This window comes from Methylibium sp., from assembly GCF_965279545.1.
GTDB lineage: Bacteria > Pseudomonadota > Gammaproteobacteria > Burkholderiales > Burkholderiaceae_C > Methylibium.
The window spans coordinates 2,533,370-2,558,453 of record NZ_OZ257250.1 but is presented as its reverse complement, the minus strand read 5'-3'; the positions used below and the strand labels follow the sequence as shown (position 1 = coordinate 2,558,453).

General features: G+C 69.0%; 25 protein-coding genes and 1 pseudogene. 19 read left to right on the top strand and 7 right to left on the bottom strand.

Annotated elements, in window-relative coordinates:
• Window positions 1-2: 2 nt before the first annotated feature.
• Both urtE and ACQY9S_RS11870 read left to right on the top strand, forming a co-directional pair.
• Complete coding sequence (gene urtE / locus ACQY9S_RS11875; RefSeq protein ID WP_428425700.1) at window positions 3-707, top strand: urea ABC transporter ATP-binding subunit UrtE; 705 nt, start codon at window positions 3-5, stop codon at window positions 705-707.
• Window positions 708-791: 84 nt separating this feature from the next.
• The gene (locus ACQY9S_RS11870; RefSeq protein WP_428419911.1) at window positions 792-1,865 is read left to right on the top strand and encodes a GGDEF domain-containing protein; all 1,074 of its coding nucleotides are present in this window, start codon (window positions 792-794) and stop codon (window positions 1,863-1,865) included.
• A 262-nt stretch (window positions 1,866-2,127) separates the two neighbouring features.
• Here the strand turns inward: ACQY9S_RS11870 and ACQY9S_RS11865 are convergent, their stop codons facing one another.
• Complete coding sequence (locus tag ACQY9S_RS11865; protein ID WP_428419910.1) at window positions 2,128-3,573, bottom strand: PLP-dependent aminotransferase family protein; 1,446 nt, start codon at window positions 3,571-3,573, stop codon at window positions 2,128-2,130.
• A 151-nt stretch (window positions 3,574-3,724) separates the two neighbouring features.
• Between ACQY9S_RS11865 and ACQY9S_RS11860 the strand changes: the two genes are divergently transcribed.
• Window positions 3,725-4,105, top strand: a complete 381-nt coding sequence (locus ACQY9S_RS11860; protein ID WP_428419909.1) for a DUF2917 domain-containing protein — start codon at window positions 3,725-3,727, stop codon at window positions 4,103-4,105.
• Here ACQY9S_RS11860 and ACQY9S_RS11855 read toward each other — a convergent pair.
• On the bottom strand, window positions 4,078-5,571 hold the full coding sequence (locus ACQY9S_RS11855; protein ID WP_428419908.1) for a cryptochrome/photolyase family protein: 1,494 nt from the start codon (window positions 5,569-5,571) through the stop codon (window positions 4,078-4,080). The genes ACQY9S_RS11860 and ACQY9S_RS11855 overlap by 28 nt on opposite strands.
• A gap of 35 nt (window positions 5,572-5,606) precedes the next feature.
• Here ACQY9S_RS11855 and ACQY9S_RS11850 point away from each other — a divergent pair, with 35 nt between their 5' ends.
• From ACQY9S_RS11850 to ACQY9S_RS11820, 7 genes are all read left to right on the top strand, one after another.
• A complete protein-coding gene (locus tag ACQY9S_RS11850; protein WP_428419907.1) occupies window positions 5,607-6,212 on the top strand; it encodes a YqgE/AlgH family protein in 606 nt (201 codons plus the stop codon).
• Window positions 6,205-6,615 carry a Holliday junction resolvase RuvX gene (gene ruvX, locus ACQY9S_RS11845; protein WP_428419906.1) on the top strand — a complete coding sequence of 137 codons (411 nt, stop codon included), beginning with the start codon at window positions 6,205-6,207 and terminating at the stop codon, window positions 6,613-6,615. Before ACQY9S_RS11850 ends, ruvX begins: the two co-directional genes overlap by 8 nt.
• Entirely contained in the window at window positions 6,612-7,112 is a 501-nt protein-coding gene (gene pyrR, locus ACQY9S_RS11840) for a bifunctional pyr operon transcriptional regulator/uracil phosphoribosyltransferase PyrR (protein ID WP_428419905.1), read from the top strand. Before ruvX ends, pyrR begins: the two co-directional genes overlap by 4 nt.
• Before the next feature lie 27 nt (window positions 7,113-7,139).
• The gene (locus ACQY9S_RS11835) at window positions 7,140-8,102 is read left to right on the top strand and encodes an aspartate carbamoyltransferase catalytic subunit (protein WP_428419904.1); all 963 of its coding nucleotides are present in this window, start codon (window positions 7,140-7,142) and stop codon (window positions 8,100-8,102) included.
• A complete protein-coding gene (locus tag ACQY9S_RS11830) occupies window positions 8,099-9,430 on the top strand; it encodes a dihydroorotase (protein ID WP_428419903.1) in 1,332 nt (443 codons plus the stop codon). Before ACQY9S_RS11835 ends, ACQY9S_RS11830 begins: the two co-directional genes overlap by 4 nt.
• A gap of 52 nt (window positions 9,431-9,482) precedes the next feature.
• Entirely contained in the window at window positions 9,483-10,229 is a 747-nt protein-coding gene (locus ACQY9S_RS11825) for a lysophospholipid acyltransferase family protein (RefSeq protein ID WP_428419902.1), read from the top strand.
• Between the two features lie 111 nt (window positions 10,230-10,340).
• Window positions 10,341-11,477 (top strand): HD-GYP domain-containing protein, encoded by a 1,137-nt coding sequence (locus ACQY9S_RS11820; RefSeq protein WP_428419901.1) that lies wholly within the window; start codon window positions 10,341-10,343, stop codon window positions 11,475-11,477.
• A gap of 66 nt (window positions 11,478-11,543) precedes the next feature.
• Here the strand turns inward: ACQY9S_RS11820 and gpmA are convergent, their stop codons facing one another.
• Complete coding sequence (gene gpmA / locus ACQY9S_RS11815) at window positions 11,544-12,290, bottom strand: 2,3-diphosphoglycerate-dependent phosphoglycerate mutase (protein ID WP_428419900.1); 747 nt, start codon at window positions 12,288-12,290, stop codon at window positions 11,544-11,546.
• Between the two features lie 93 nt (window positions 12,291-12,383).
• Between gpmA and ACQY9S_RS11810 the strand changes: the two genes are divergently transcribed.
• From ACQY9S_RS11810 to ACQY9S_RS11795, 4 genes are all read left to right on the top strand, one after another.
• A complete protein-coding gene (locus ACQY9S_RS11810) occupies window positions 12,384-12,800 on the top strand; it encodes a rhodanese-like domain-containing protein (protein WP_428419899.1) in 417 nt (138 codons plus the stop codon).
• A 123-nt stretch (window positions 12,801-12,923) separates the two neighbouring features.
• Complete coding sequence (gene grxC / locus ACQY9S_RS11805; protein WP_428419898.1) at window positions 12,924-13,187, top strand: glutaredoxin 3; 264 nt, start codon at window positions 12,924-12,926, stop codon at window positions 13,185-13,187.
• A gap of 175 nt (window positions 13,188-13,362) precedes the next feature.
• Complete coding sequence (gene secB, locus ACQY9S_RS11800) at window positions 13,363-13,866, top strand: protein-export chaperone SecB (RefSeq protein ID WP_428419897.1); 504 nt, start codon at window positions 13,363-13,365, stop codon at window positions 13,864-13,866.
• A gap of 21 nt (window positions 13,867-13,887) precedes the next feature.
• Window positions 13,888-14,955 (top strand): NAD(P)H-dependent glycerol-3-phosphate dehydrogenase, encoded by a 1,068-nt coding sequence (locus tag ACQY9S_RS11795; RefSeq protein WP_428419896.1) that lies wholly within the window; start codon window positions 13,888-13,890, stop codon window positions 14,953-14,955.
• A 67-nt stretch (window positions 14,956-15,022) separates the two neighbouring features.
• On the opposite strand, the gene ACQY9S_RS11790 is transcribed toward ACQY9S_RS11795, so the two are convergent.
• Both ACQY9S_RS11790 and ACQY9S_RS11785 read right to left on the bottom strand, forming a co-directional pair.
• On the bottom strand, window positions 15,023-16,186 hold the full coding sequence (locus tag ACQY9S_RS11790) for a glycosyltransferase (protein WP_428419895.1): 1,164 nt from the start codon (window positions 16,184-16,186) through the stop codon (window positions 15,023-15,025).
• 28 nt (window positions 16,187-16,214) lie between these two features.
• On the bottom strand, window positions 16,215-16,892 hold the full coding sequence (locus ACQY9S_RS11785) for a sugar transferase (protein WP_428419894.1): 678 nt from the start codon (window positions 16,890-16,892) through the stop codon (window positions 16,215-16,217).
• A 396-nt stretch (window positions 16,893-17,288) separates the two neighbouring features.
• Here ACQY9S_RS11785 and ACQY9S_RS11780 point away from each other — a divergent pair, with 396 nt between their 5' ends.
• The 5 genes from ACQY9S_RS11780 to ACQY9S_RS11760 all read left to right on the top strand — a co-directional run bounded on the left by ACQY9S_RS11780 (window position 17,289) and on the right by ACQY9S_RS11760 (window position 22,701).
• Window positions 17,289-17,765: an FxDxF family PEP-CTERM protein gene (locus ACQY9S_RS11780; RefSeq protein ID WP_428419893.1), complete on the top strand. Its 477-nt coding sequence runs from the start codon at window positions 17,289-17,291 to the stop codon at window positions 17,763-17,765.
• A gap of 163 nt (window positions 17,766-17,928) precedes the next feature.
• Entirely contained in the window at window positions 17,929-18,774 is an 846-nt protein-coding gene (locus tag ACQY9S_RS11775) for an EpsD family peptidyl-prolyl cis-trans isomerase (protein ID WP_428419892.1), read from the top strand.
• Window positions 18,775-18,802: 28 nt separating this feature from the next.
• Complete coding sequence (epsF, locus tag ACQY9S_RS11770) at window positions 18,803-20,233, top strand: chain length determinant protein EpsF (RefSeq protein WP_428419891.1); 1,431 nt, start codon at window positions 18,803-18,805, stop codon at window positions 20,231-20,233.
• An 18-nt stretch (window positions 20,234-20,251) separates the two neighbouring features.
• Window positions 20,252-21,154, top strand: coding sequence for a polysaccharide biosynthesis tyrosine autokinase (locus tag ACQY9S_RS11765; RefSeq protein ID WP_428419890.1), 903 nt, complete (start codon window positions 20,252-20,254; stop codon window positions 21,152-21,154).
• A gap of 230 nt (window positions 21,155-21,384) precedes the next feature.
• Window positions 21,385-22,701 (top strand): polysaccharide pyruvyl transferase family protein, encoded by a 1,317-nt coding sequence (locus tag ACQY9S_RS11760; protein WP_428419889.1) that lies wholly within the window; start codon window positions 21,385-21,387, stop codon window positions 22,699-22,701.
• Window positions 22,702-22,806: 105 nt separating this feature from the next.
• Here the strand turns inward: ACQY9S_RS11760 and ACQY9S_RS11755 are convergent.
• Both ACQY9S_RS11755 and ACQY9S_RS11750 read right to left on the bottom strand, forming a co-directional pair.
• A pseudogene (locus tag ACQY9S_RS11755) lies at window positions 22,807-23,994 on the bottom strand (glycosyltransferase family 4 protein); the annotation flags it as partial.
• Window positions 23,895-24,998, bottom strand: coding sequence for a glycosyltransferase family 4 protein (locus ACQY9S_RS11750; RefSeq protein WP_428419888.1), 1,104 nt, complete (start codon window positions 24,996-24,998; stop codon window positions 23,895-23,897). The gene ACQY9S_RS11750 and the pseudogene ACQY9S_RS11755, both read right to left, overlap by 100 nt.
• Between the last annotated feature and the right edge of the window lie 86 nt (window positions 24,999-25,084).

Below are 25,084 nucleotides of genomic sequence, written 5' to 3'. Positions count from 1 at the left end.
CCCTGCTGAAGGTCGAAGGCGTCAACCAGTACTACGGCGGCTCGCACATCCTGCGCGGCCTGGACTTCGAGGCCCGGGCCGGCGAGGTGACGGTGGTGCTGGGCCGCAACGGCGTGGGCAAGACCACGCTGCTCAAGAGCCTGGTGGGGCTGGTGGCCATCAAGTCCGGCAGCATCCGGCTGGGCGATGCGGAGATCCAGCGCCTCACGCCCTACGAGCGCGTGCGCCGCGGCATCGGCTACGTGCCGCAGGGCCGCGAGATCTTCGGCCGCCTCACCGTCGAGGACAACCTGCGCATGGGCCTGGCCAGCAAGCCCGGCAGCACGCCGATCCCGGCCGAGCTGTACGAATTGTTCCCGGTGCTCAAGCAGATGCTCGGGCGGCGCGGCGGCGACCTGTCGGGCGGCCAGCAGCAGCAGCTCGCGATCGCGCGGGCGCTGGCGGCCGGCCCCAGGCTGCTGATCCTGGACGAGCCGACCGAGGGCATCCAGCCCAGCGTCATCAAGGACATCGGGCGCGTGATCCGCAAGCTCGCCGATCGCGGCACGAACGGGCAGAAGATGGCCATCATCCTGGTCGAGCAGTACTATGACTTCGCCGCCGAGCTGGCCGACCAGTACCTGGTGATGGAGCGCGGCGAGATCGTGCTGCGCGGTCGTGGCGCCACAATGGAAGCCGACGGCGTGCGCCAGAGAATGTCGATCTGAGCTGGGTGGTACCCGCGGGGGGGCGGGTTTCTCAAGTGTCCGGCAGACCGGCCGATAAGACGTCCAAGCTGATCCTCACCCCCCATGACCGACCCCCTCGTCTCCGTTGTCAGCCTCACCGGCTACCGTGATCGCGACCTGCTGGATGCCGGCGTGGTCTCGATGCTGGCCGACTGGTTGCGGCCGGTGAGCCTGAGCCTGTACCGGTGCGTGGGTGACTCGGCCGCCCCGCGGCTGCTGCTGCAGGTCAGCGCGCGCGACGGGCCGCCGGCGGTGGCGGGCGACCCGCCGTGGACACCGCTGGAGGCGCTGCCCGCCCTCGAGGACTGGCCGCTGCACCGCGACGCGATGGCGAGCGGCGAGGCGCTGCTCGACGCACCGACCAGCCGGCCCGGGCCGCGCGGCCAGCCGGTGCTGACGAGCGTCTTCCCGCTGTGGGTCGGCAACGAGCGCTTCGGCCTGGTCGAGGTGCTCGCCGAGCACCCGCTCGATGCCGAGCAGATGCGCTTCGTCGACGCGGTTCTGAAGATCTACCGCAACCAGATCGGCCTGCTCGACTACAGCGAGCGCGACACGCTGACCGGGCTGCTGAACCGCAAGACCTTCGACGAGCAGTTCAACAAGTGCCTGCAGGAATGCGCCGGCGCCGCGCTGCCGTTCCCGCTGCCGGGCGGCGACGTGCCCGAGCGGCGAGCCCGCTCGCTGCTGAGGTACTGGCTCGGCGTGATCGACATCGACCACTTCAAGCGCGTCAACGACGGCTTCGGCCACCTGATCGGCGACGAGGTGCTGCTGCTGATGGCGCGCATCCTGCGCGGCGCCTTCCGGCACGGCGACCGGCTGTACCGCTTCGGCGGCGAGGAATTCGTCGTGGTGCTGCGCGCCGATTCGCGCGTGCACGCGGCGCTGGCCTTCGAGCGCTTCCGCTCGCGCATGGAGACTTTCCGCTTCCCGCAGGTGGGCACCGTCACGGCCAGCATCGGCATGACCGAGCTGCGCGTGATGGACACACCGAGCGCGGCCTTCGAGCGCGCCGACCGCGCCGTCTACCACGCCAAGGACAACGGCCGCAACCAGCTGCAATGCCACGACCAGCTGGTCGAATCCGGCACGCTCGTCGAATCGAGCGACAAGACCGGCGAGATCGAGCTGTTCTAGGGCCTGTTAACGCTACCGGAGGGCTCGCGTGACCCAGGAAACGGACGCCATCAAGGCGCACAGCGCAGCCGGGGTCGGCCCCCGGCGAGCATGGGCAACGCCGAGGGCGCCCGTTTCCTGGGATCACCCTTCGGGCCCGTGCCGTGCAGGCCGCAGGGCGGCGTTGCTCAGTCGTTGCGTGCAACAGCACGCCGCCTCCCTCGCGCCTACCCCTGCGGCCTGCGCGGCGCGGGCGCAAGCCCTCCGGTAGCGCTAACAGGCCCTAGGCGGCCCTGGGCAGCCCGCGCCGCAGCAGATCGCCGGCCAGCCGGCCGATGCGGCCCAGCGCCTGCTCCTGTGCCTCGCCCCAGGCCCCGCCCACGCCCAGCCGGATGCAGTGCCCATAGCGCTGCGTCGCGGTGAACATGCGCCCCGGCGCGATGCAGATGCGCTCGGCCAGGCAGGCCCGGAACAGCGCCAGCGCGTCCAGCGCTTCGGGCAGCTCCACCCACAGGATGTAGCCGGCGCCCGGGTCGGTGATGCGCGTCTCGCGCGGAAAGCTCGCCGCGACGAGCCGCCGCCCGCGGTCCAGGCGCTGCTCGAGCCGCTCGCGCAGCCGCCGCAGCGAGGGCTCGTAGCCGGGCTGCGACAGCAGGTCGGCCATCGCCAGCTCCAGCAGCTCGGTGTGGCCGCCGCTGAGCACCGCCTTCTGCAGCATCACCGTGTCCGTCCAGCGCCCCGCCTCGACCCAGCCGAGCCGGATGCCCGGCGCGACGGTCTTGGAGAAGCTGCCGCACAGCATCACGTTGCCGCTGCGGTCGAAGGACTTCACGGCGCGGCGCCGGTCGTCGCCGCCGTACAGGTCGTTGAGCAGCGCATCCTCGATCAGCGGGATGCCGCGCTGCTCCAGCAGCGCGGCGAGGCGCCGCTTGTCGGCGGTCGGCAGCGTGGCGCCGAGCGGGTTCGACAGCGTGGGCACCGCCAGCACCGCCTTGACCGGCTGGGTGTCGAGCGCCAGCTCCAGCGCCTCGAGCGACATGCCGGTGCGCGGCTTGGTCGGGATCTCCAGCGCGCGCAGGCCCAGGCTCTGCAGGATCTGCAGGAAACCGAAGTAGGTCGGCGATTCCAGCGCCACCACGTCGCCCGGCTGCGTGACCGCGCGCAGGCACAGGCTGATCGATTCGAGGCAGCCGTTGGTGATGAGGAGCTGCCGGTAGTCGAGCTGGCAGCCCATCGCCAGCGCGCGGCGCGCGATGGCCTGGCGCAGCGCATCGCTGCCCGGCGCGAACGGGTAGCGGCCCAGCGCGCCGGGCTGGCGCTGCGTGGCGCGGCTCAGCGCGATGCGCACGCGATCGAGCTGGAACAGCTCGCCGCTCGGGCAGGCCGCACCGAACGAGACGCACGACGGGTCGACCGCGGCCGCCATCACCGTCTGCACCAGCGAGTTGACGTCGACCGCCAGCGAATCGCGCGGTGGGCGCGTGGTCTCCGGCACGGCCAGGCGCGGCGGCGGCCGGGCGACGAAGTAGCCCGAGCGCGGGCGCGCCTCGACCAGGCCGCGATCTTCCAGCTGCCGGTAGGCCTGCAGCACGGTCGAGGTCGCGACGCCCTGCTGCTGCGCCATCTCGCGCACCGAGGGAATGCGGTCGCCACGCTTGAGCGAGCCCACTTCCACCAGCCGCGTGAGCCGCTCGACGATCTGCAGGTACAGGGGCACGTCGTCGTCCATCGATTCATTCTGTCAGAGCGACCCTGCCCCGCACCTGTACAGATGAGGCTCCGGGCCATCGATACAGCGGCGCGCCCGGCCCTGCCTGCGCGCTGCAAACAGCGCCCGGCTGTGGCTGGCGCGCCGGCCGTGGCGTTCCTAAGCTGGCGGCATGAACGAAACCTGCCTCATCACGCTGCCGGCCGGCCGCATCGCCCGCCTGCAGCGCGCTGCCGGGCTGTGGGTGGAGGTGCGCAGCGGCCTGCTGTGGCTCACCGAAGCCGGCGACCCGCAAGACCACTTCCTGCGCGCCGGCGAGCGCCACCGCATCGCCGGGCGCGGCCTGGTGATCCTGGAGCCGCAGCCGCCGGCCGACGGCGAGGCCGCTGCCTGCGCCGCCGGTTTCGTGCTCCGCCGCCGCTGGCCCTGGAGCTTCGCGTCGCTGTGGTGCCTGCCGGCGGTGCCGGTGTCGCGGCCGTTGCGCTGGCGAGCGCCGGAGTTGCGGCCCGCCGGTGCCCGCCGGCCTCAGCGCGACGCCTTGAGCACTGCATAGCGCGCCAGCATGCGCTGGCGTGCCAGCTCGTGCCGGACGATGGGCTCGGGGTAGTCACGCCCGAGCACCACGCCGGCCGCGGCCAGGTCGAGCGGCGTCGCATCCCAGGGCGCGTGCAGTGCAGCGTCGGGCAGCGCGGCCAGCTGCGGCAGGTAGCGGCGGATGAACCTGCCCTGCGCGTCGAACCTCTGGCTCTGGCTCACCGGGTTGAAGATGCGGAACCAGGGCTGGGCGTCGCAGCCGCTGGAGCTGGCCCACTGCCAGCCGCCGTTGTTGGCGGCGAGGTCGAAGTCGTTGAGGTGCTGCGCGAAGTAGCGCTCGCCCCAGCGCCAGTCCAGCCCCAGGTCCTTGCACAGGAAGCTCGCGACCACCATGCGCAGGCGGTTGTGCATGTAGCCGGTCTGGTTGATCTGGTGCATGGCCGCATCGACCAGCGGGTAGCCGGTGCGCCCCTCGCACCAGGCGGCGAACAGCGCCTCGGCGTGCTGGCCGTGCTCCCACTTGATCTTGTCGTGCTCGGGCTTGAAGCTGCGCTCCACCACGTGCGGGTGGTGGTGCAGCACCTGGTGGTAGAAGTCGCGCCAGATCAGCTCCGACAGCCAGACCTCGGCGCCGCGCGACCCGCTGCGCATGCGGTCCCAGGCCGGCTTGGCCAGTTCGCGGATCGACAGCGTGCCGAAGCGCAGGTGCACGCTCAGGTAACTGGGGCCCTTGACGGCCGGGAAGTCGCGCGTCTGGTCGTAGCGGTCGATGCGCTCGTCGCAGAAGTCCTCCAGCAGTGCGCGCCCGCCGGCGGTGCCGGGCGCGAGCTTCAAGGCGGCGAGGTTGGTCGGCTCGAAGCCGATGTCGGCCAGCGCGGGCACGCCGCCCTGCGCCGCGGCCGGCAGCGGCGCCAGCGCCCCGGCGTGGCGGCCGATCGGGTAGGGCTGCAGGAAATACGGCTCCAGCTTCTTCAGCCACGCGTTCTTGTACGGTGTGAACACGGCGTAGGGCGTGCCGCCGCCGGTCAGCAGCTCGTCGGTCTCGAACACCACCTGGTCCTTGGACGGGTGGAAGGCGATGCCGGCGTCCGCCAGCGCGCCGCGCACCCGGGCGTCGCGCGCCTGGGCGGCGGGTTCGTCGTCGGCGTTGGCGTAGACCGCCTGGACATGCAGCGCTGCGGCCAGGCGCGGGATTTCCTCGCGCGGGCGGCCGTGGCGCACGATCAGCCCCACGCCCTCGGTGCCGTGGCTGCGGCCCAGCGTGCGCAGCTGCGCGTCCAGGTCGACCAGGCTGTCGCGGATGAACTCGACCCGCCGGTCCACGCGCGGCAGCGCGTCGAGGATCTCGCGGTCGAACACGAACACCACCCACACCTGCCGCGCCGCCCGCAACGCATGGTAGAGCGCCGCATGGTCGTGAGCGCGCAGGTCCCGACGACACCACACCAGGGCGGCGCCCAGCGGCTTGTCTGCGGCTTTGTGCATGTGCCGGAGTGTGCCCCGGTCACTACAATCGGCGCATGGCCGCCTCCAGCTCCGCCACCAACCTGACGAATCAGTTCCTGATCGCCATGCCCGGCATGGCCGACGACAACTTTGCCGGCTCGGTGATCTACCTGTGCGAGCACACCGAGCGCGGTGCGCTCGGGTTGGTGATCAACAAGCCCAGCGACATCAAGCTCGGGCGCCTGTTCGAGAAGGTCGACCTGGCGCTGGATCGCGAGGAGCTGGCCGAGCAGCCGGTCTACCTCGGCGGGCCGGTGCAGACCGAACGCGGCTTCGTGCTGCACGAGCGCGGCGACGACGACGCGGCCGACATCGACGCCGATGGCGCCACCTACACCTCCTCGCTGCGCATTCCCGGCGGCATGGCCATGACCACCAGCAAGGACGTGCTCGAGGCCCTGGCCAACGGCGTCGGCCCGAAGCGCGTGCTGGTGACGCTGGGCTATGCCGGCTGGAGCGCCGGCCAGCTGGAAGACGAGATCGCCCGCAACGGCTGGATCAACGTCGACGCCCGGCCCGAGGTGATCTTCGAGACGCCGACCGAGCAACGCTACGACAAGGCCTTGTCGCTGCTGGGCATCGACCCGAGGATGCTGAGCAGTGAAGCCGGCCATGCCTGAGCCGGCGAGCTCCGCGCACCTCCTGCAGACCCTGCTCGCATTCGATTTCGGCCTCAAGCGCACCGGCGTGGCCACCGGCAACACGCTGACGCGCACCGCGCAGCCGCTGCGCACCCTCAGCGCCGAGGGCGACGCGCGCTTCGACGCCATCGCCAGGCTGGTGGCCGAATGGCAGCCGGCCGCGCTGGTGGTCGGCGTGCCGTTCCACCCCGACGGCGCCGCGCACGACAATACGCGCCGCGCGCAGCGTTTCGCCCGCCAGCTGCACGGGCGCTTCCGGCTGCCGGTGCACGAGGTCGACGAGCGCTACTCGACGACCGAGGCCCTGGCCGAAGGCGCGCGCGACGCCGACGCCGCCGCCGCCGCGATCCTGCTCGAACAGTATTTCCGGGAGCACGCATGACGACCCTGCACCTCGACGCCGAAGCGCTCTACGGCGATCTGCTCGCCCACGTGCGCCCGCTGCTCAAGCCCGACACCGTGCTGGTCGGCATCTGGTCGGGCGGCGCTTGGTTGGCCGAGCGGCTGCAGCGCGATCTCGGCCTGGCCGGCCGCCACGGCGTGATCTCGAGCGCGCTGCACCGCGACGACTTCAGCTCGCGCGGCATGAGCACCACCACCGACGCGACCGCGCTGCCGTTCGAGATCGAGGGCCGCCACATCCTGCTGATCGACGACGTGCTCTACACCGGGCGCACCGTGCGCGCGGTGATCAACGAGCTGTTCGACTTCGGCCGCCCGGCCAGCGTCGGCCTCGCGGTGCTGGTCGACCGCGGCGGGCGCGAGCTGCCGATCGAGCCCGCCGTCTCGGCCGCGCGCGTCGTGGTGCCGCGCCACCAGCGGCTGGCACTGGTGCGCGACGACGCGGGTGGCTTCACCCTCCAACTCGAGAACAACTGAGATGAAAGCCCATCATCGGGAGGCCGGATGCTGAGCAAGCGCAACCCCCAGCTCAACGCCCACGGCGAACTGATCCACCTGCTGTCGATCGAAGGCCTGCCGAAGGCGGTGTTGACGCAGATCCTCGACACCGCGGGCACCTTCCTGAGCGTCAACGACCGCGAGGTGAAGAAGGTGCCGCTGCTGCGGGGAAAAAGCGTGTTCAACCTGTTCTTCGAGAACAGCACCCGCACCCGCACCACCTTCGAGATCGCCGCCAAGCGGCTGTCGGCCGACGTCATCAACCTCGACATCGCGCGCAGCTCCACCGCCAAGGGCGAGAGCCTGCTCGACACCATTGCCAACCTGTCGGCGATGCACGCCGACATGTTCGTGGTGCGCCACGCGGAGAGCGGCGCGCCCTACCTGATCGCGCAGCATGTGGCGCCGCACGTGCACGTGGTCAATGCCGGTGACGGGCGCCATGCGCACCCGACGCAGGGCCTGCTCGACATGTACACGATCCGCCACTACAAGAAGGACTTCAGCAACCTGGTGGTGGCGATCGTCGGTGACATCGTGCACTCGCGCGTCGCCCGCTCCGACATCCACGCGCTCACCACGCTGGGCGCTGCGGAGGTGAGGGTGGTCGGCCCGCGCACGCTGGTGCCCGGTGACCTGAAGCACATGGGCGTGCGCGTCTGCCACGACATGGTCGAAGGCATCCGCGATGCCGACGTGATCATCATGCTGCGGCTGCAGAACGAGCGCATGAGCGGCGCGCTGCTGCCCAGCGCCGGCGAGTACTTCAAGAGCTTCGGCCTCACCGAGGAGAAGCTCGTGTTCGCCAGGCCCGACGCGATCGTGATGCACCCCGGTCCGATCAACCGCGGCGTCGAGATCGACTCGGCGGTGGTCGACGGCCGGCAGAGCGTGATCCTGCCGCAGGTGACCTTCGGCATCGCGGTGCGCATGGCGGTCATGAGCACGATCGCGGGAAACAACGCATGAAGATCCTCATCACCAAGGGCCGTGTGGTCGACCCCGCCTCGGGCCGCGACGAGCGGGCCGACATCGCCATCGCCAACGGCCGCATCCTGACCATCGGCAAGGTCGCGCCCGACTTCGCCGCCGACCGCACGCTCGACGCCAGCGGGCTGGTGGTCGCGCCCGGCCTGGTGGACCTCGCCGCGCGCCTGCGCGAGCCCGGCCACGAGCACGAAGGCATGCTCGAGAGCGAGCTCGCTGCGGCGGCGGCCGGCGGCGTGACCAGCCTGGTCTGCCTGCCCGACACCGACCCCACGCTCGACGAGCCCGGCCTGGTGGAAATGCTGAAGTTCCGCGCGCGCAAGCTCAGCCGCTGCCGGCTGTTCCCGCTGGGCGCGCTGACACGCGGCCTGGCCGGCGAGGTGCTGACCGAGATGGCCGAACTCACCGAAGCCGGCTGCGTGGGTTTCTCGCAGGCCGACGCGACGGTGCGCGACACCCAGGTGCTGGCGCGCGCCCTGCAGTACGCGGCGACCTTCGGCTACACGGTGTGGCTGCGGCCGAACGACCCCTGGCTGGGCGGCGGGGTGGCCGCCAGCGGCGCCGTCGCCACGCGACTGGGTCTGGCGGGCGTACCGGTCGCCGCCGAGACGATCGCGCTGCACACCCTCTTCGAGCTGGTGCGCGCGAGCGGCGGGAAGGAGGGCGCCCGTGTCCACCTGTGCCGCATATCCAGCGCGGCCGGCGTCGAGCTGGTGCGCGCGGCCAAGGCCGAGGGCCTGCCCGTCACGGCCGACGTGAGCATCAATTCGCTGCACCTCACCGACGTCGACATCGGCTACTTCAACTCCGCCATGCGCCTCGTGCCGCCGCTACGCCAGCAGCGCGATCGCGACGCGCTGCGCGCTGGGCTGGCCGACGGCACGCTCGACGCGCTGGTGTCCGACCACACGCCGGTCGACGCCGACGCCAAGACGCTGCCGTTCGCGGAGGCCGAGCCCGGCGCCACCGGGCTCGAGCTGCTGCTGAGCCTGGCGCTCAAGTGGGGCCAGGACTCCGGCGCCGGCCTGCGCCGCGCGCTCGCCACCGTGAGCTGCGAGCCGGTGCGCGTGCTGGGCGACGCGCTCGGCTCGCTGGCCTCCAGTGCCGGCCGGCTGGTCGAGGGCGGCGTGGCCGACATCTGCGTGTTCGACCCCGAGGCGCGCTGGACCGTGACGCCCGGCGCCTTGCGCAGCCAGGGCAAGCACACGCCCTTCGCCTTCGAGACCAGCGGCTTCGAGTTGCCGGGCCGCGTGCGCGCCACCCTGGTGGCCGGGCACGTGGCGCACGAAGCGGCGCGCGAGGCCGCATGAGGCGCTGCCGGCAGCGCGCGCTGCGCAGCAGGCTTCGGGCCGCTGCCCGCTGATGCGCCGCATCCGCGCCGCCTGGCGCCTGCTGCGCGTGCTGCTGCACGTGCTGCACGGCGTGAGCATCGCGTTGACGAGTTTTCGTGCATTGAGCCGCGACGAGCGGCACCGGCTGGTGCGCTGGTGGGCCGGCAAGATGCTGCGCGTCGCGGGGGTCGGCTTCGAGGGCGAAGGCCAGCCGTGGCCCGGCGGCGCGCTGCTGGTGGCCAATCACGTTTCCTGGCTCGACATCGTGGCGATCCACGCGCTGTGTCCGCAGGCGCGCTTCGTGTCCAAGGCCGACGTGAAGCACTGGCCGTTGCTGCACCGGCTGACCGAGGCGGCCGACAGCCTCTACCTCGAACGCGAGCGCAAGCGTGACGCGCTGCGCGTGGTGCACCAGATGGCCGAGGCGCTGCGCGCCGGCGACACCGTGGCCGTGTTCCCCGAAGGCACCACCGGCGAGGGCCGCACGCTGCTGCCCTTTCACGCCAATCTCCTGCAGGCGTCCATTGCCACCGGCACGCCGGTGCAGCCGGTCGCGCTGCGTTACCGCGACCGCCGCGACGACTTCAGCAAGGCGGTCGCCTACGTCGGCGACACCACGCTGGTGCAAAGCCTGTGGTGGGTGGCCAGCGCCGAGGACCTGCGCGTGCACGTGCAGTTCCTCGCGCCGCAGGCCAGTGCGCACGCCGACCGCCGTGCACTCGCGGAGCAGCTGCGCGCCGAGATCGACGCCGCCCTGAAAACGCCACCGGTGGCGTGACGCCCCGGGGGGTGGCAATACCCGGCTTGCCGAGTGGGCGCTTCGCCCCTATCGTGCGCCCACGCTCCGGGCAGTCGGGACAAGAGAGCGGCGCATTGACGATCGAACGCCATGCAACTGTTGAAACTGGTCGCGCACCAGCTGAAGATTGGTGTGCCCTTGCCCTTCGGCGTGCGCAACGAGGACGGCAAGTTGCTGCTGGCCTGTAGCCAGGTCGTTGCCAGCGAAGCCCAGCTCGAAGCGCTGCTCGAACGCGGCGTCTACGCCGACATCGCGGAGATCAAGGCCTGGCAGCGCGCGCAGCAGGAACGGGCCGGGCCGGGCCAGTCGCAGCGCTCGCTCACGCTGTTCGACACCTGGGGCCAAATGGGCGCGCGGCTCGACCGCCTGCTGCGCAGCCTGGGAAACGAGCCGGACTTCGTGGCGCGCACCGAAGGCTTCGCGAACGACTTCATCGCCCTGGTCGATCGTGACCCGGACGTTGCCATCTACGTCTCGATCCGCCAGGACGAGCGGCGGCTCTCGCAGTACGGCCTGATGCATTCGCTGCACGCCGCGCTGGCGGCTCAGCTGATGGCGCGGCGCGCCGGCTGGCCCGCGGAGCGCGTGGCCACGCTGGTGAAAGCGGCGTTGACGATGAACATCGCCACGCTCGAGCTGCAGGGCATGCTGGCGGTGCGCGGCGAGCGCCCGACCGAAGCGCAGCTCGTGCGGATCCGGGCCCACCCGCAGCAGGCGGTGGACCGCCTGCGCGCCGCTGGCGTGAGCGACGAAGCGTGGTTGCAGACGGTGCTCGAGCACCACGAGCAACCTGGCGGTGGCGGCTATGCGCAGGGCCTGACGGAGGTCTGCGAGCTGGCCGTTGCGCTGCGCCTGGCCGACGTGTTCATGGCAAAGATCAGCCTGCGCACGGGCCGCACACCGCTGTCGATGCAGGAGGCCGCGAAGCAGCTCTTCCAGCAGTCGAACGGCAGCGCGCTGGCGGCCGCGATCATCAAGGAATACGGCATCTACCCACCCGGCGACTTCGTGCAGCTCGCCTCCGGCGAACTCGCGGTGGTGACCCGCCGCGGGCCCAGCGCCCACGCGCCGGTGGTCGCCGCGATCACCGACCGCGCTGGCATTCCGGTGGTGCGCACCACGCCGCGCGACACCGGCCAGCCGGGCTACAACATCGTCGGCCGCGGCACCGATCAGCGGATCGTCGCGCGTGTGGTGCCCGAGCGGCTGTTCGGTCTGGTGGACTGAGGCTCCCGGGGCGCGGCTTGGCCGAGACCCTCGTGGAGGCGGCTGCGGCAGGCCCGCAGCGCAGCGCTATCGGCCTTCGGTCTGCAGCGCCGACACCGACGCGGCCTGCGCCGCTGCGTCCGCACCGCCGAGGTAGTACTTCGAGGTCGGCTTCAGGTTCGCGTCGAGCTCGTACACCAGCGGGATGCCGTTCGGGATGTTCACGCCCACGATGTCGGCATCGGAGATGTTGTTCAGGTGCTTCACCAGCGCACGAATGCTGTTGCCGTGCGCCACGATCACCAGCCGCTGGCCGCCGGCGATGGCCGGGGCCAGCGTGCCGTACCACAGCGGCAGCACGCGCGCCACGGTGTCCTTCAGGCACTCGGTCAGCGGCACCTGGCCGGGCGCGAGCCTGGCGTAGCGCGGGTCGCCGCGCTCGCTGCGCGGGTCGTCGGCCGCCAGTACCGGCGGCGGCACGTCGTAGCTGCGGCGCCAGAGCAGCACCTGCTCGTCGCCGAACTTCTTGGCCATGTCGGCCTTGTTCAGACCCTGCAGCCCGCCGTAGTGACGCTCGTTGAGGCGCCAGTCGTTGATGACCGGCAGCCAGGTGCGGTCCATGCCGTCGAGGCAGTGCCAGGCGGTCCAGATGGCGCGCTTGAGCACCGAGGTGTAGACGGTGTCGAAGTCGATGCCGGCCTGCTTCAGCAGCCGGCCGGCCTGCTGGGCCTGGGCCACGCCGGTGGGCGTGAGTTCCACGTCGGTCCAGCCGGTGAAGCGGTTCTCGAGGTTCCAGGTCGATTCGCCGTGGCGGATCAGCACGAGTTGGGTCATGGGGCAGGTCGCTGCAGCAATGGGGGTAACCATAGATTCTAGAATCGCTGTCTTTCCGCCTCCCTGACCGCGCCGGCCGCGCGCGCCCCCACCGTGAAGTTTCTCCTCGACAACTGGTATCTCGTCCTCGCCGCTCTCGTTTCCGGCGGTCTGCTCGTGTGGCCGCTCATCGCGCGCGGGGGCGGCCCGAACCGGGTGTCGACCAGCGAGGCGGTGATGCTCATCAACCGCGAGAAGGCGGTGCTGATCGACGTGAGCGAGCCGGCCGAGTACGCCGCCGGCCATGCCAGCAACGCCCGCAACATCCCGCTCGGCGGGCTGGAAAGCGGCGCCAAGGGCCTGCCCGGCAACAAGACCCTGCCGGTGCTGGTGATCTGCCCCACCGGCGCGCGTGCCAACCGTGCCGTGGTCACGCTGCGCAAGCTCGGCTACGAGAAGGCCAGCGCCGTCATCGGCGGTCTGGCGGCGTGGCGCGAGGCGCAGCTGCCGATCGAGAAGTCGGTGGCCTGAGGGGCCATGCTATAGCGCAGATAGCGGCAAATGACGCGCCATGCGGCCTGAAAGCAAACCCGATGGCCTGCAAGGTCGTGTCGGGTCGATGACACTGGCGGCTCGTTCCATCGATTGCCCGTCATGTCCAACGTCAAGATGTACACCACCCAGGTCTGCCCGTTCTGCATCCGGGCCAAGTCGCTGCTCAAGCAGCGCGGGGTGGATCAGATCGAGGAAGTCCGCATCGACCTCGATCCCGCCCAGCGCGACACCATGATGCAGATCACCGGCCGGCGCACCGTGCCGCAGATCTTCATCGGCGAGACCCACGTCGGCGGCTGCGACGAACTCATCGCGCTCGACCAGCGCGGCGGCCTGATGCCGCTGCTGCAGCCGCAAGGCTGACGGCGGCCCCGCGGCGCCGGGCCGGTCTGCGTCGCTACGACATAATCCACCGGTTTATCGCAGAGCCCGCCAGCGTGACAGACGGCGGGCCGTTTGTTTGCCCCTTGCCCTCTTGCCCGCGACGAGCCGATGCCCCGCGCGTTCGAGCGGGCCCAGCCCCTGACGGACTTCCACCATGGCCGAGCAAGACTCCAACCCCGTGTTCCAGATCCAGCGCGTCTACCTCAAGGACGTGTCGCTGGAGCAACCCAACTCGCCGCAGATCCTGCTCGAGCAGTCGCAGCCGCAGGTCGACATCAGCCTCGGTGTCAACGCCGAGACCGTGACCGACGGCATTTTCGAAGTCTCCGTGACCGCCACCGTCACCACCAAGATCGGCGACAAGACGCTGTTCCTGGTGGAGGCCAAGCAGGCCGGCATCTTCGAGATCCGCAACCTGCCCGCAGGTCAGATCGAGCCCGTGCTCGGCATCGCCTGCCCCGGCATCGTCTACCCCTACCTGCGCGCCGTGGTGGCCGACGTCATCACCCGCGCCGGCTTCCCGCCGGTGCATCTGGCCGAAGTGAACTTCCAGGCCATGTACGAAGCCCAGCAACAGGCCGCCGCGCAGCAGCAGGGTGCGCTGAGCAACGGCAACGGCAGCGGCAACGGCGGCTCGCCGATCATCACCAGCGCCTGATTCCCGCACCGAGGCCCGCGCATGCGCATCACGGTCCTCGGCGCCGGCGCCTGGGGCACGGCGCTGGCTGCGGGCATCGCGCCGCGCCACGACACGCTGCTGTGGGCGCGCGATGCCACCCAGGCCGCGCAGATCGCCACCACCCGCAGCAACCAGCGCTACCTGCCCGGCGTGACCCTGCCCGCTGCGCTGCGGGTCGAGGCCGACCTCGACGCCGCGCTCGCCCACGCGGCCGGTCTACCGGCCGCACTCACACAGTCAGGCGGTCTACCAGCCGCACTCACGCATGCAGCCGGCGCACCGCAGGACAGCGGCCTGATCGTCATCGCCACGCCGATGTCGGGCTTGCGCGAGATGCTCGCGCGCTGCGCGGCCAGCGGCGCCGGCCTGTGGTGGCTGTGCAAGGGCTTCGAGGCCGGCAGTGGTGCGCTGGGCCACGAGGTGGCGCGCGAGGTGGCGCCCACCGCGCGCGTGGGCGTGCTCTCGGGCCCGAGCTTCGCGCTCGAAGTGGCGCGTGGCCAGCCCACCGCACTGGTCGCTGCCAGCACCGACGAGGCGCTGCGCGAGCAGGCCGTCGAGGCCTTCCACAGCGAATCGCTGCGCGTCTACACCTCGGCCGATCCGGCCGGCGTGGAGGTGGGCGGCGCGGTCAAGAACGTCATCGCCATCGCCACCGGCATTGCCGACGGCATGGGCCTGGGCCTCAATGCGCGCGCCGCGCTCATCACCCGTGGCCTCGCCGAAATGACGCGCCTGGGCACTGCCCTCGGTGCCCGCACCGACACCTTCATGGGCCTCAGCGGCCTGGGCGACCTGGTGCTCACCGCCACCGGCGACTTGTCTCGCAATCGCCAGGTCGGCCTGCAACTCGCCCAGGGCCGCAGGCTGGCTGAAGTGCTGGCCGCGCTGGGTCACGTGGCCGAGGGCGTGTACAGCGCCGCCACCGTGCTGGCGCGCGCGCAGGCACTGGGGGTGGACATGCCCATCACCGCCGCCGTGGTGGCCGTGCTCGACGGCCGCCTGACGCCGGCTCAGAGCGTGGAGCGGCTGATGCGGCGCCAGGCCAAGGCCGAGGGCACGCCAGGCTGAGCTGCACAAGCTCCGGGATGATGGCGTGGCTCGGCGCCGCGCCGCTTTCAGCAGCGGCGGGCCGACTTCACGCAGGAATACCGTGCTCGGAAGGTGGCGACGATGCAGACTCGTCATCCACCCGTGAGTACGCGGCAAGCAGGCGGCGCTGGAACCCGTCATGGCTGAACCGCTCGCGCGCGGTGGCCCAGGCGTTCTGGCCGACCGTGCGTCTCAGGTCTTTCGAATCGATCAGTGCGGCCACGCGCAGCAGTATCTCGTCATGGTGCTTGCACAGGTAGCCGTTGAGCCGGTCGTCGATGAGATCGCGGTGCTGCGGGTTGTCGATCGCAACGCACGGCAGGCCGGCCGCCATCGCCTCGGCCAATGCCACCGGAAAGCTTCGACCGCTGCCGCCCGCCGCAACGTAGACCCAGCCCGCGCCGAGGCGAGACGCGCGCGCTTCATCGCCTTCGGGCGCGTACACGCCCACGTTCGCGGCGCGCAGGCGGGCCGCGGAGGACGGGTCGGTTTCGCCGATCCAGTTGAAACTCACGCCCAGACCCTCATCCCCCAGCACCACGGCGAGCTGCGCGAACAGCTCCACGCTCGCGGCGCTGCCCGGAATGCCGCTCCCCACGATCAAGGGCTTGCGAGCTTCGAGCCGTTCGACCGCGAAGAAGGCGTCGGGAATCGGTGTCTCGATGAGCTCGATGTCGCGCTCCGCATAAGGCGCGAGATGGCGGGCGTCCGACAGTGCATTCGCGATGGCCCGCTGGCCCGAAAGACCCGCCATGGGGCGCACGATCCACATGATCGGTGCGCCGACGACGCCCAGTGCCCCCAGCAGCTTCGAGCTGTGCGGCGAGAAGTAGACGGGGACCTTGAGATTCTTGCGCTGGTGAGCCCACCGAACACCGGCGAGCGACGGCAACACACCATGCAGGTGAACAGCCCCGATGGGCTCTCGGTCGGTCACTGAACAGAAGAGCCGATAGAGCCCGCGCCACAGCCGCAGCGGATTCACATCGTCCCTCGCCAGCAGGATCTCCACCTTGCTGGAGAAGCGATTCAGCAACTCGCGACTCCGGGCGTCGTCGATCATCACGACGACCTGGTGCACACCGGACTCGGACAAGGTCCCGGTCGCGGGTCCGAGAAAACGGAACACCGCATCGGTGAGCCGACCGACCAGATGGACGACCGTGCCGCGAGACTCTTTCGAGGGGACGTCTTTCTTGCGCAAGCGCATCAGGTTCTCTGCAGGTCGCCAGACATCGTCAGCGCGCGCCATGCCCTGTCGCGACGACGACCAAGGTGCGCACCATGATCGACACGTCCATCGTCACCGAACGCTCTTCCACGTAGTGCTTGTCGAAGTCGACGCGTTCTTCGTAGGTCGTGTTGTTGCGCCCGCTCACCTGCCACAGACCCGTCACGCCGGGCCGCACACTCAGATAGTGCCAACGCACCTTGCCGTAGCGCGTCAGCTCACCCACGGTGATCGGGCGCGGACCCACGAGCACCATCTCGCCGCGCACCACGTTCAACAACTGCGGCAGCTCATCGAGGCTGGTGCGACGCAGGAAATCACCGATGCCGGTGATGCGGGGATCCTTGGACAGCTTCTGGTCCCGTGCCCACTCCTCGCGGGCCACCGGATCGTTGCGCAGCAGATCGGCGAGCACCTGCTCGGCATCGCGCCGCATGGAGCGGAACTTCAAGCACCTGAAGAGCCGACCGTTGAGGCCGACGCGGTAGTGCCCGAACAGCACCGGAGCACCATCGACCCGCCAGATCATCCATGCAATGGCGAGCAGCAGCGGGCTCAGGAGAAGCAGCGCCAGCAGTGCGCTTGCTTGATTGGCAAGAAGGTAGAGCTGCTCGAAAAACGATCTGCGAGGTCTTGCCCCGTTTTGGTTCAGAAGGGCCCCAGATAGGTACGCTACAGCACTCATGTTTGCTCCTTCGGCACACAAAGATGCGCCCAAAACATTTAGCAATTTCCGCACCGCAGCAATTAGTCTAAGACCCCTTCGTGTCGAATGCGCGCCAGCGAACAAACTGATGCACATGAACGCATGCACTTTCCGATCGACGGGCGCGCGCCGCCTCGTCTGGACGGGCTGTTGCACCAGCGCAAGACAAGGCTCGAAAGCCGCGAAGTCTCGGGTCGCGAGGTGACTCGGTCTGTACGCTGTCGCACGTTGTGAATGCGCACCAGCAGCTAGACTCTGCGCCGCTGCAGTGGTGCCACATGGCTACAACTTGCAAAGCTGTTTCATGCGCTGCAGCCCTAAGATGACTGCATCCATGCCGGTGCAAGGCGGCTGATCCTCGAAAGGAAAGTGGCGATGAAATTCATCAAGCGCGCAATGACTTCGTTGGCGGCATGTGCGGCATTCGCCGGGTTGCTGCCGTCCGCGCAAGCCTTGACCGTGCCGGCAGGCGGCAGCGATGTCCTGTCGTTCTTCGAAGTGTTGAACGGCGGAGTGTTCAACAAGAGCTACGGCTTCACGCTGGGCTCGGGCGGGCTTTTCGATGTCGACGGCGGCATCAGCTCCAACCAGAACATCTCGGCCCTCGCATACAAGCTCACCGGGCCCGGTGGCGTGGTCCTGAACGGCAGTGGGCCGGGGCTGTTTTCCGTCGCGGGGCTGGGTTCCGGCGGCTACACGTTCAACGTCACCGGAACGGCCACCAGGGCGCCCGGTATCTACAGCGGCTTCGCCATCATCACCTCGGCAGTGCCCGAGCCGGCAACGCTTGCCATGTCGCTGGCCGCCTTGGGCTTGATCGGCGGCCTGGCCCTGCGCCGCCGATCGAGCTGACGGCCGTGCCTTCTCCGAGCGAAGCGGGCCTTGGCCCGCTTTTCTTTTTGCTACGCCTTGCTAAACCTGACCGACGCATTGGCCCGTTAGCATGGTGTTCCCCACTTCACGGCACCGACTTCCACGAATGATCTGCAAAGGCCTCTCCCGTTCGCGCTGCTCGATGCGCGCCTTCGCGCTCGCGAGTTGCTGCCTTGTCGCGCTCACAGCCTGCGGCGAGCGACAGAAGGCTCCGGCATCGCAAGTGGCTGCCAGCGTCAACGACCGCGAGATCTCGGTCCACCAGCTCAACTTCGCGCTGCGGCAGCGTCCCGGTGTTCAGCCTTCGGATGCCACAGCCGCCCGCAAGGTGCTCGATGAGCTCGTCGACCAGGAGCTTGCCGTTCAGGCCGCACTCGACCTGAAGCTCGACCGCGATCCGAACGTGCTGCAGGTCCTGGAAGCCGCCCGCCGCGAACTGCTCGCGCGCGCCTACCTCGAGCGCATCAGCCAGACCACCACCAAGCCGAGCGTCGGCGAGATCGACCGCTTCTATGCCGAAAAGCCGGCCTTGTTCAAAGCGCGTCGCATTTACAGCTTCCAGGAATTCGACATCGACATTGCGCCCGACAAGATCGCAGGCCTGGAAGCTGCTATCGACAACCTGACCTCGGCGCCAGCCGTCACCCAGTACCTCAAGAGTTCCGGCTTGCCCCACACCACCCAGAGCACCACCCGCCTGCCCGAAACGCTGCCCATGGACATCCTCGACCAAGTCGTTGCCTTGAACGAAGGCAAGACCCTGCTGGTGGCGCGGCCGCCGCAAGGCGTCAAGGCCATGGTGCTCACTGCCGCCACCCCCGCAGCGGTGCCCGAGGCCCAGGCCCGCACCACCATCGAGCAGTACTTGATCAACAGCGCCCGGCGCAAGGCCGCCGAGGCGCAGGTCGCCGCCTTGCGCAAGAGGGCGGTGATCAATTACTCCGGCGCCCTGGCCGTCGCCGACGCGCCGTCCGCGGCACCCCAATGAAGGCCTGCGCCTCGCGCACGACAAGACCATGACACTTTCGCAGTTCTTCGTGATCCTGCGTGCGCGCTGGAGGCTCGGGCTGGGCATCTGGCTGCTCACCGTCGGCCTGGTGGTCGGCATCAGCCTGCTGATGACGGCGCAGTACACCGCCACCTCGGCGGTGGTGGTCGATACCAAGTCGGGTGACGCGCTGGCCGGCATCACGCTCAGCAACGGCGGCAGCATCCCCGGCTACATGGCCACGCAGGTCGACGTGGCGCTGAGCGAGCGCGTCTTCCTGCGTGCCTTTCGGGCGATGAAGCTGGGCGAGAGCGCGCCGCTGCGCGAGAGGTGGCAGGCCGAGACCGAAGGGCGCGGCAGCTTCGAGTCCTGGGCGGCCGAGACGATGGGCCGCCGCTACGAGGTGAAGCCCACGCGCGACTCCAATGCGCTCACCCTGTCCTTCACCGCACCCGACGCCGGTTTTGCCGCGGCAATGGCCAATGCGCTGATGCAGGCCTACATCGACACCACGCTCGAACTGCGCGTGGAGCCGGCCAAGCAGTACAACACCTTCTTCGACGACCGCTCCAAGCAACTGCGCGACGCGCTGGAGCAGGCCCAGGCCAAGCTCTCGGACTACCAGCGCAAGAACGGCCTGCTGGCCACCGACGAGCGGCTGGACATCGAGAACGCACGCCTCGCCGAGCTGAGCTCGCAGGTGGTGGTGCTGCAGGGCATGGCCGCCGAGACGGGGGGGCGCCAGAGCCAGGCCAGCGCCGATGCCGACCGCATGCAGGAGGTGCTGAGCAACCCCGTGGTGTCGCAGCTGAGCACCGACCTGTCGCGCCAGCAGGCGCGGCTCGAGGAGCTGAACTCCCGCCTCGGTGACCAGCATCCCCAGGTGCAGGAGGTGAAGTCCAGCATCGCCGAACTGCGCCTGCGGCTCGAGGCGGCGACGCGCCGCGCTTCGGGCAGCGTGGCGGTGTCCAACACCGTGACGCAGGGGCGCCTGACGCAGGCCACGGAAGCGCTGGCCGAGCAGCGTGCCAGGGTGCTGCGCCTGAAAGCCCAGCGCGACGAGTCCAGCGTGCTCCAGCGCGACGCCGAGAACGCGCAGCGCGCCTATGACGCCGCACTGGCCCGGCTGACCCAGACCGACATGGAAAGCCAGAACCGCCAGACCAACGTGTCGATACTCAAGCATGCCTCCCAGCCGCCGTTTCCGTCGTCTCCGAAGATCGTCCTGAACACGGCCGTGGCCCTGGTGCTGGGCGCGCTGCTCGCCGTGGGCGGTGCCTTGCTCCGCGAAATGACCGATCGCCGCCTGCGCACCGAAGAAGACGTGGCCTTCGGCCTCAACCAGCACCTGCTGGCCGTCATTCCCCATGCCGCGCTGTCCAGCCGGCGCGACAGCTCGCGCCTGCGCCAGATCAAGACCCGCGTGCTCAGCGGCCTGCCTGGTCCTCTGGCGCGCTGACATGCCACCCCCTGCCCCATGATTCCCCTCCTGCCTGCAAACAACCGCTCCGAAGAGGCTGAATTCGCGAAGCCCCCCGGCGTGCACGATCGCTCCATCGGCGATCTGATCCGCGAAGCCCGCGGTCTGAGCGACCAGCAGATCGAGCAGATCGTCATCTACCAGCGCAAGTACGGCCTGCGCTTCGGCGAGGCGGCCATCGCCCTCAAGCTGGCGAGCAAGGAGGACGTGCTCCAGGCGCTGGCACAGCAGTTCCACTACCCCTATGCCCCCGGGCTGTCGGGCCCGAGCAAGAACACCGAACTGGTGGTGGCCGCCAGTCCGTTCGGTGACGAGGCCGAGGCCTTCCGCGAGCTGCGCAGCCAGCTGATGATGGGCGCGCTGGCGACCGACCAGCCGCGCCGTGCCCTCGCCGTGACGAGCCCCGACGCGGGCGACGGCAAGAGCTACGTGGCGGCCAACCTGGCGGTCGCCTTCAGCCAGCTCGGCGGCCGCACGCTGCTGGTCGACGCCGACATGCGCACGCCGCGCCAGCACCAGCTGTTCAGCGTGAGCGGGGCGGTAGGGCTGAGCAGCATCCTTTCCGGCCGGGCCGAGAGCAACGTGGTGCACCAGGTGGCCGGTCTGGCCAGCCTCTACGTCATGCCCGTTGGCGCCGTGCCGCCCAACCCGCTGGAGCTGGTGCAGCGCCCCGCCTTCGGGCTGCTGCTGCACGAGCTGCTCAGCAAGTTCGACCACGTGGTGGTCGACACGCCCGCTGCGGCGCATGGTGCCGATGCGCGCGTGATCGCAGCCAAGTCCGGTGCGGTGCTGGTGATCGGCCGCAAGGGCCGCAGCCGCATGGGCAAGATGCAGGGCCTGCTCAAGTCCTTGGGCAAGGGCCCTGCGGCGATTGCCGGTGTGGTGATGAACGAGTACTGAGCTTGCTCGCCCAGGTCTAGCGCACAGATCGGCCCGATTCCTGCGAGCTCTGAACAACGCTGCTGGTCTGTCACGCCGCGATTTGGCTGAAGCCTCGAGGCAGCTGCTTGCGGCCTCATGCAGACGAGATCTGTCACGGGCCGCAATTCTTGACGGTGCGTGCGCAGCGGCTGCCGGGAACACCGCGACGCAGTTCGGGTAACGGTCACTAGGCAACAAGGAAATTGACCATGAGCATCTATTCAATTGCCAGATGGTTCTGGTACGCCTCGGGTCTGAGGGCGGCGAAGTTGTGGGTCAAGTACAACGTGACGAACGCCGAATGGAAAAGACTGCAGCGATCGGGGAACACGAGGTCTTGGGCTGCGCAGACCGGAGCTTCACCGACTGCGTTGATCATTCCACCCGATCCATTGCTGCTGATCGCCTCCAAGGGCGATGAAGCCATGATCACTTGCGTGATATCCGCAATTCGGCAAGACAACGAGAATGCTCGGATCGTCATAGCCACCTGCGGCGAGGGCGCGGATGCAAAGGCGAGACAGATGGGGTTGGAGCCCTGCAGAATCCTCGACGAGGGAAGTCTCAGCAGATCCGCCGAGCGGATGTCCAGCGTGTCGCCGACCCATGTTTTCACGATCGGTGCGGACGTGCTCGACGGATCGTACGATCCGGATTTCAGCCTACGGCTCTTGGCGTTGACGGACTTGGCTGCCCGCAAAGGGGCCGTCTGTTCCGTGACGGGTTTCAGCTTCAGCAAGAAGCCCTATCGAGCACTGGCCAAGGCTTATTCTTCTGCGTCCAGAAGTATCGTCTTCCGATTGAGAGATCGACGCTCGTTCGAGCGATTCAGAGAGTTCTGCTCGGCAAGGGCTGAGCTGGTCGCCGATGTCGCGTTTTTGCTCAAGCCGGATCCTCACAGTGCACGGACAAATGACTTGAGGAGCTGGATCACCGAAAGACGTGCCGAAGGCCAGAAAGTGATCGGATTGAATTTCCACCCGCTCTTGCTTCCACCCGTTCGGCGAGGTGAGTTGCCGAGTTTCGTGGCTTCGCTCGCGGACAGCATCTCCAGTTTGATAGCCAACGCGAACTGCAGCGTGGTGCTGCTGGCGCATGACTTTCGTGGAACCTCTGCAGATCACCACTGCCTCGGACCGCTGTACGACAGCCTCCAGCGATCGGTGCCGGGTCGGGTCTTCAACGCCGATGAGGAATTCTCCGCATCCGAGCTGAAAGGTCTGGTGGGTGCGCTAGATGGCGTCATCTCGGGCCGCATGCATCTGGCCATCGCCTCCTTGGGCATGGGTACGCCGGTGTTCGCGTTCAGCTACAAGGACAAGATGGAAGGGTTGCTCATGCATTTTGCGTTGAGCGAAAGCATGATGGTCATGATTGACGACGTCAAAAATCGGACGAAGTTCGACCAACTGCTGGGTTCGTTCGTCAGTGAACTCGACGGCGTTCGTCGAAGCGTTGCTGACAGTCTGCCGACCGTGAAGGCATTGGCAAAGAAGAACCTTCAGCCGTCACCTGCAGAAACCTGACTGCGGATGAATTGAATTCTTGCCGATGGCACGGGTTCACGGTTGCCCAAGCTACTCGTCATGGGCGTGTGAGCGGCCGTGATTGAAGAGGGCCCATTCCTCGGTCACCATCGCAGCCATGCGGTTGCGGAACACGGCAGTCGCAAAGCCTTCCGCATGCTGCCGGCAACTATCCGGAGTGAAGCTCTCGGATTCACTGTCGAATCGCAGCACTGCGTCGCGGATCGCCTCCACCGTCTGCTCCATGAAGAACAGCCCCGTGCGCTGCGGGTCACTGCCGCGCACCGTTTCCAGCGAGCCGCCGCGTCCGAAGGCGATGACCGGTGTGCCGCAGGCCTGCGCCTCCACGGGCGCGATGCCGAAGTCCTCTTCCGCCGCAAACACCAGTGCCCGCGCGCGCTGCATGTAGTCGACCAGCTGCGCGGTCGGCTGGTAGCCGAGCAGCATCACGTTGGGCGGTAGCGAGGCGGCCACGCGGGCGTGGTCGGGCCCGTCACCGATGACGACCAGGCGCTTGTCGGGCATGCCGGCAAAGGCTTCCACGACCAGCGGCACACGCTTGTACGGCACCATGCGCGAGGCACAGAGGTAGAAGTCTTCCTTGTCCTGCCGCAGCGCAAAGCGCTCGATGTCGACCGGCGGGTACAGCACCCGCGCCTCGCGCCGGTAGACCTTGCGGATGCGCTGCGCAATGAACCGGGAGTTGGCGACGAAGACGTCCACACCGTTGGCCGAGCTCCGGTCCCACAGACGCAGGTAGTGCAGCATCGCGCGCGCCAGCGCGCTCTTCACGCCGCGCGCGAGGCCCGACTCCGCCAGGTACTGGTGCTGCAGGTCCCAGGCGTAGCGCATCGGTGAATGCACGTAGCTGATGTGCAGCTGGTGCGGCCCGGTGATCACGCCCTTGGCCACGGCGTGGTTCGAGGAGAGCACGATGTCGTAGGCCGACAGGTCGAGCTGCTCCACCGCCAGCGGCATCAGCGGCAGGTAGGCGCGGAACCGGGTGCGGGCCCAGGGCAGCCGCTGGATGAACGTGGTCTTGGGGGTGTGCCCTTGCAGGAATCCGCGCTCCGCGGGCGGCACGAAGTCCACCACCGAGAACAGGTCGGCCTGGGGGAACACCTGCAGCATCTGCTCGACGACGCGTTCGCTGCCGGCATAGGTGGCCAGCCATTCATGGACGATCGCGATCTTCATGAGGTGCGTGCTGCGCCATCGCGCAGCAGGGGGTGTGAGGCAGAAGGCGGCATCGGGCGCAAGGCCGCGGCCAGCGTTGCTGCGCTGTGGCGCCAGTCGTGCTGGCGGGCGAGGTCAGGCTCCGGCACCACGGGTGACGTGAGCGCATGGCGGAGGCCTTCGCGCACACCGTCCACGGTGGGTGCCACGACGGTGGCGTGCGGGCCGCCGGCTTCGCGCAGTTCCGGCACATCGGCAATCACGACGCGGGTGCCGCAAGCGCGTGCTTCCAGCACCGGCATCCCGAAGCCTTCGTACAGCGACGGGCACACCAGCGCGTCAGCGCTCGCGTACAGCGCCGGCATCAGCGCATCGGGCACGTAGCCGGCCATCAGGACGCCGAGCTCGTGCGCGTCGAGCAGTTCGCGCTCCAGCGCCGGATCCTGCCAGCCCTTGGCGCCAACAAGCACCAGTTGATGGCCCGGCAGCTCGCCCGCCCGCTTCAGATTGGAGAAGGCACGGAACAGCGCCACCACGTTCTTGCGCGGCTCCAGGGTGGCGACCGACAGCAGGTACGGAGGCCGGATGCCGAGCGCGTGCAGCGGCTCCCGCGCGGCGGCCAGAGCCTCGGCTGTCAGCGGCTGGAACTGCGGTGCCAGCCCCGGCGGCACGACGCCGTCGACGCGGCGCTTCAGCAGCGCGTGCACGCGCCCGGCCGTACCCTGCGAATTGGCGAGCACGGCGTTGGCACTGGCCACGTCGCGGTCGAACCACAGCCGGTGCGACCAGCGCGTGGCGGCTTGCATGGTCTCGGGCACCAGGCGGTGGTTCAGGTCGTGCACCGTGACCACGGTGCGCACCGGCGCGGCCAGGCCGGGGTGCAGCGTGCGCCCGGCCCAGAACACGTCGAGCCGGTCGTGCGCACACAGCTGTGCGCCCCGCGTGCGAAGCCAGGCGAACGATGGCACGCGGCGCAGCGCCGATAGGGGCTCCTGCCGCAACGTCCAGCGCGGCGAGGGCAGCGCGAGGCGATCGGCAGGCAGGCGTGAGTAGGCGAAGAACTGTGCCTCGGGCAGCAAGGACTCCAGCTCGCGGCACAGCTGAAAGACGTAGTGCCCCACACCGGACAGTGGTTGGCGCAGAGCTTCGCCGTCGATGCCTAGCCGGAGAGATCCGGACTCTGGTGATGCAGCGGCGGCATGAGACA

Bases quoted from the DNA above. Each gene is read 5' to 3' on its own strand.
- ACQY9S_RS11870 (WP_428419911.1), top strand. From the start codon at position 792: ATGACCGACCCCCTCGTCTCCGTTGTCAGCCTCACCGGCTACCGTGAT.
- ACQY9S_RS11865 (WP_428419910.1), bottom strand. From the start codon at position 3,573: ATGGACGACGACGTGCCCCTGTACCTGCAGATCGTCGAGCGGCTCACG.
- ACQY9S_RS11860 (WP_428419909.1), top strand. From the start codon at position 3,725: ATGAACGAAACCTGCCTCATCACGCTGCCGGCCGGCCGCATCGCCCGC.
- ACQY9S_RS11855 (WP_428419908.1), bottom strand. From the start codon at position 5,571: ATGCACAAAGCCGCAGACAAGCCGCTGGGCGCCGCCCTGGTGTGGTGT.
- ACQY9S_RS11850 (WP_428419907.1), top strand. From the start codon at position 5,607: ATGGCCGCCTCCAGCTCCGCCACCAACCTGACGAATCAGTTCCTGATC.
- ruvX (WP_428419906.1), top strand. From the start codon at position 6,205: ATGCCTGAGCCGGCGAGCTCCGCGCACCTCCTGCAGACCCTGCTCGCA.
- pyrR (WP_428419905.1), top strand. From the start codon at position 6,612: ATGACGACCCTGCACCTCGACGCCGAAGCGCTCTACGGCGATCTGCTC.
- ACQY9S_RS11835 (WP_428419904.1), top strand. From the start codon at position 7,140: ATGCTGAGCAAGCGCAACCCCCAGCTCAACGCCCACGGCGAACTGATC.
- ACQY9S_RS11830 (WP_428419903.1), top strand. From the start codon at position 8,099: ATGAAGATCCTCATCACCAAGGGCCGTGTGGTCGACCCCGCCTCGGGC.
- ACQY9S_RS11825 (WP_428419902.1), top strand. From the start codon at position 9,483: ATGCGCCGCATCCGCGCCGCCTGGCGCCTGCTGCGCGTGCTGCTGCAC.
- ACQY9S_RS11820 (WP_428419901.1), top strand. From the start codon at position 10,341: ATGCAACTGTTGAAACTGGTCGCGCACCAGCTGAAGATTGGTGTGCCC.
- gpmA (WP_428419900.1), bottom strand. From the start codon at position 12,290: ATGACCCAACTCGTGCTGATCCGCCACGGCGAATCGACCTGGAACCTC.
- grxC (WP_428419898.1), top strand. From the start codon at position 12,924: ATGTCCAACGTCAAGATGTACACCACCCAGGTCTGCCCGTTCTGCATC.
- secB (WP_428419897.1), top strand. From the start codon at position 13,363: ATGGCCGAGCAAGACTCCAACCCCGTGTTCCAGATCCAGCGCGTCTAC.
- ACQY9S_RS11795 (WP_428419896.1), top strand. From the start codon at position 13,888: ATGCGCATCACGGTCCTCGGCGCCGGCGCCTGGGGCACGGCGCTGGCT.
- ACQY9S_RS11790 (WP_428419895.1), bottom strand. From the start codon at position 16,186: ATGCGCTTGCGCAAGAAAGACGTCCCCTCGAAAGAGTCTCGCGGCACG.
- ACQY9S_RS11785 (WP_428419894.1), bottom strand. From the start codon at position 16,892: ATGAGTGCTGTAGCGTACCTATCTGGGGCCCTTCTGAACCAAAACGGG.
- ACQY9S_RS11780 (WP_428419893.1), top strand. From the start codon at position 17,289: ATGAAATTCATCAAGCGCGCAATGACTTCGTTGGCGGCATGTGCGGCA.
- ACQY9S_RS11775 (WP_428419892.1), top strand. From the start codon at position 17,929: ATGCGCGCCTTCGCGCTCGCGAGTTGCTGCCTTGTCGCGCTCACAGCC.
- epsF (WP_428419891.1), top strand. From the start codon at position 18,803: ATGACACTTTCGCAGTTCTTCGTGATCCTGCGTGCGCGCTGGAGGCTC.
- ACQY9S_RS11765 (WP_428419890.1), top strand. From the start codon at position 20,252: ATGATTCCCCTCCTGCCTGCAAACAACCGCTCCGAAGAGGCTGAATTC.
- ACQY9S_RS11760 (WP_428419889.1), top strand. From the start codon at position 21,385: ATGAGCATCTATTCAATTGCCAGATGGTTCTGGTACGCCTCGGGTCTG.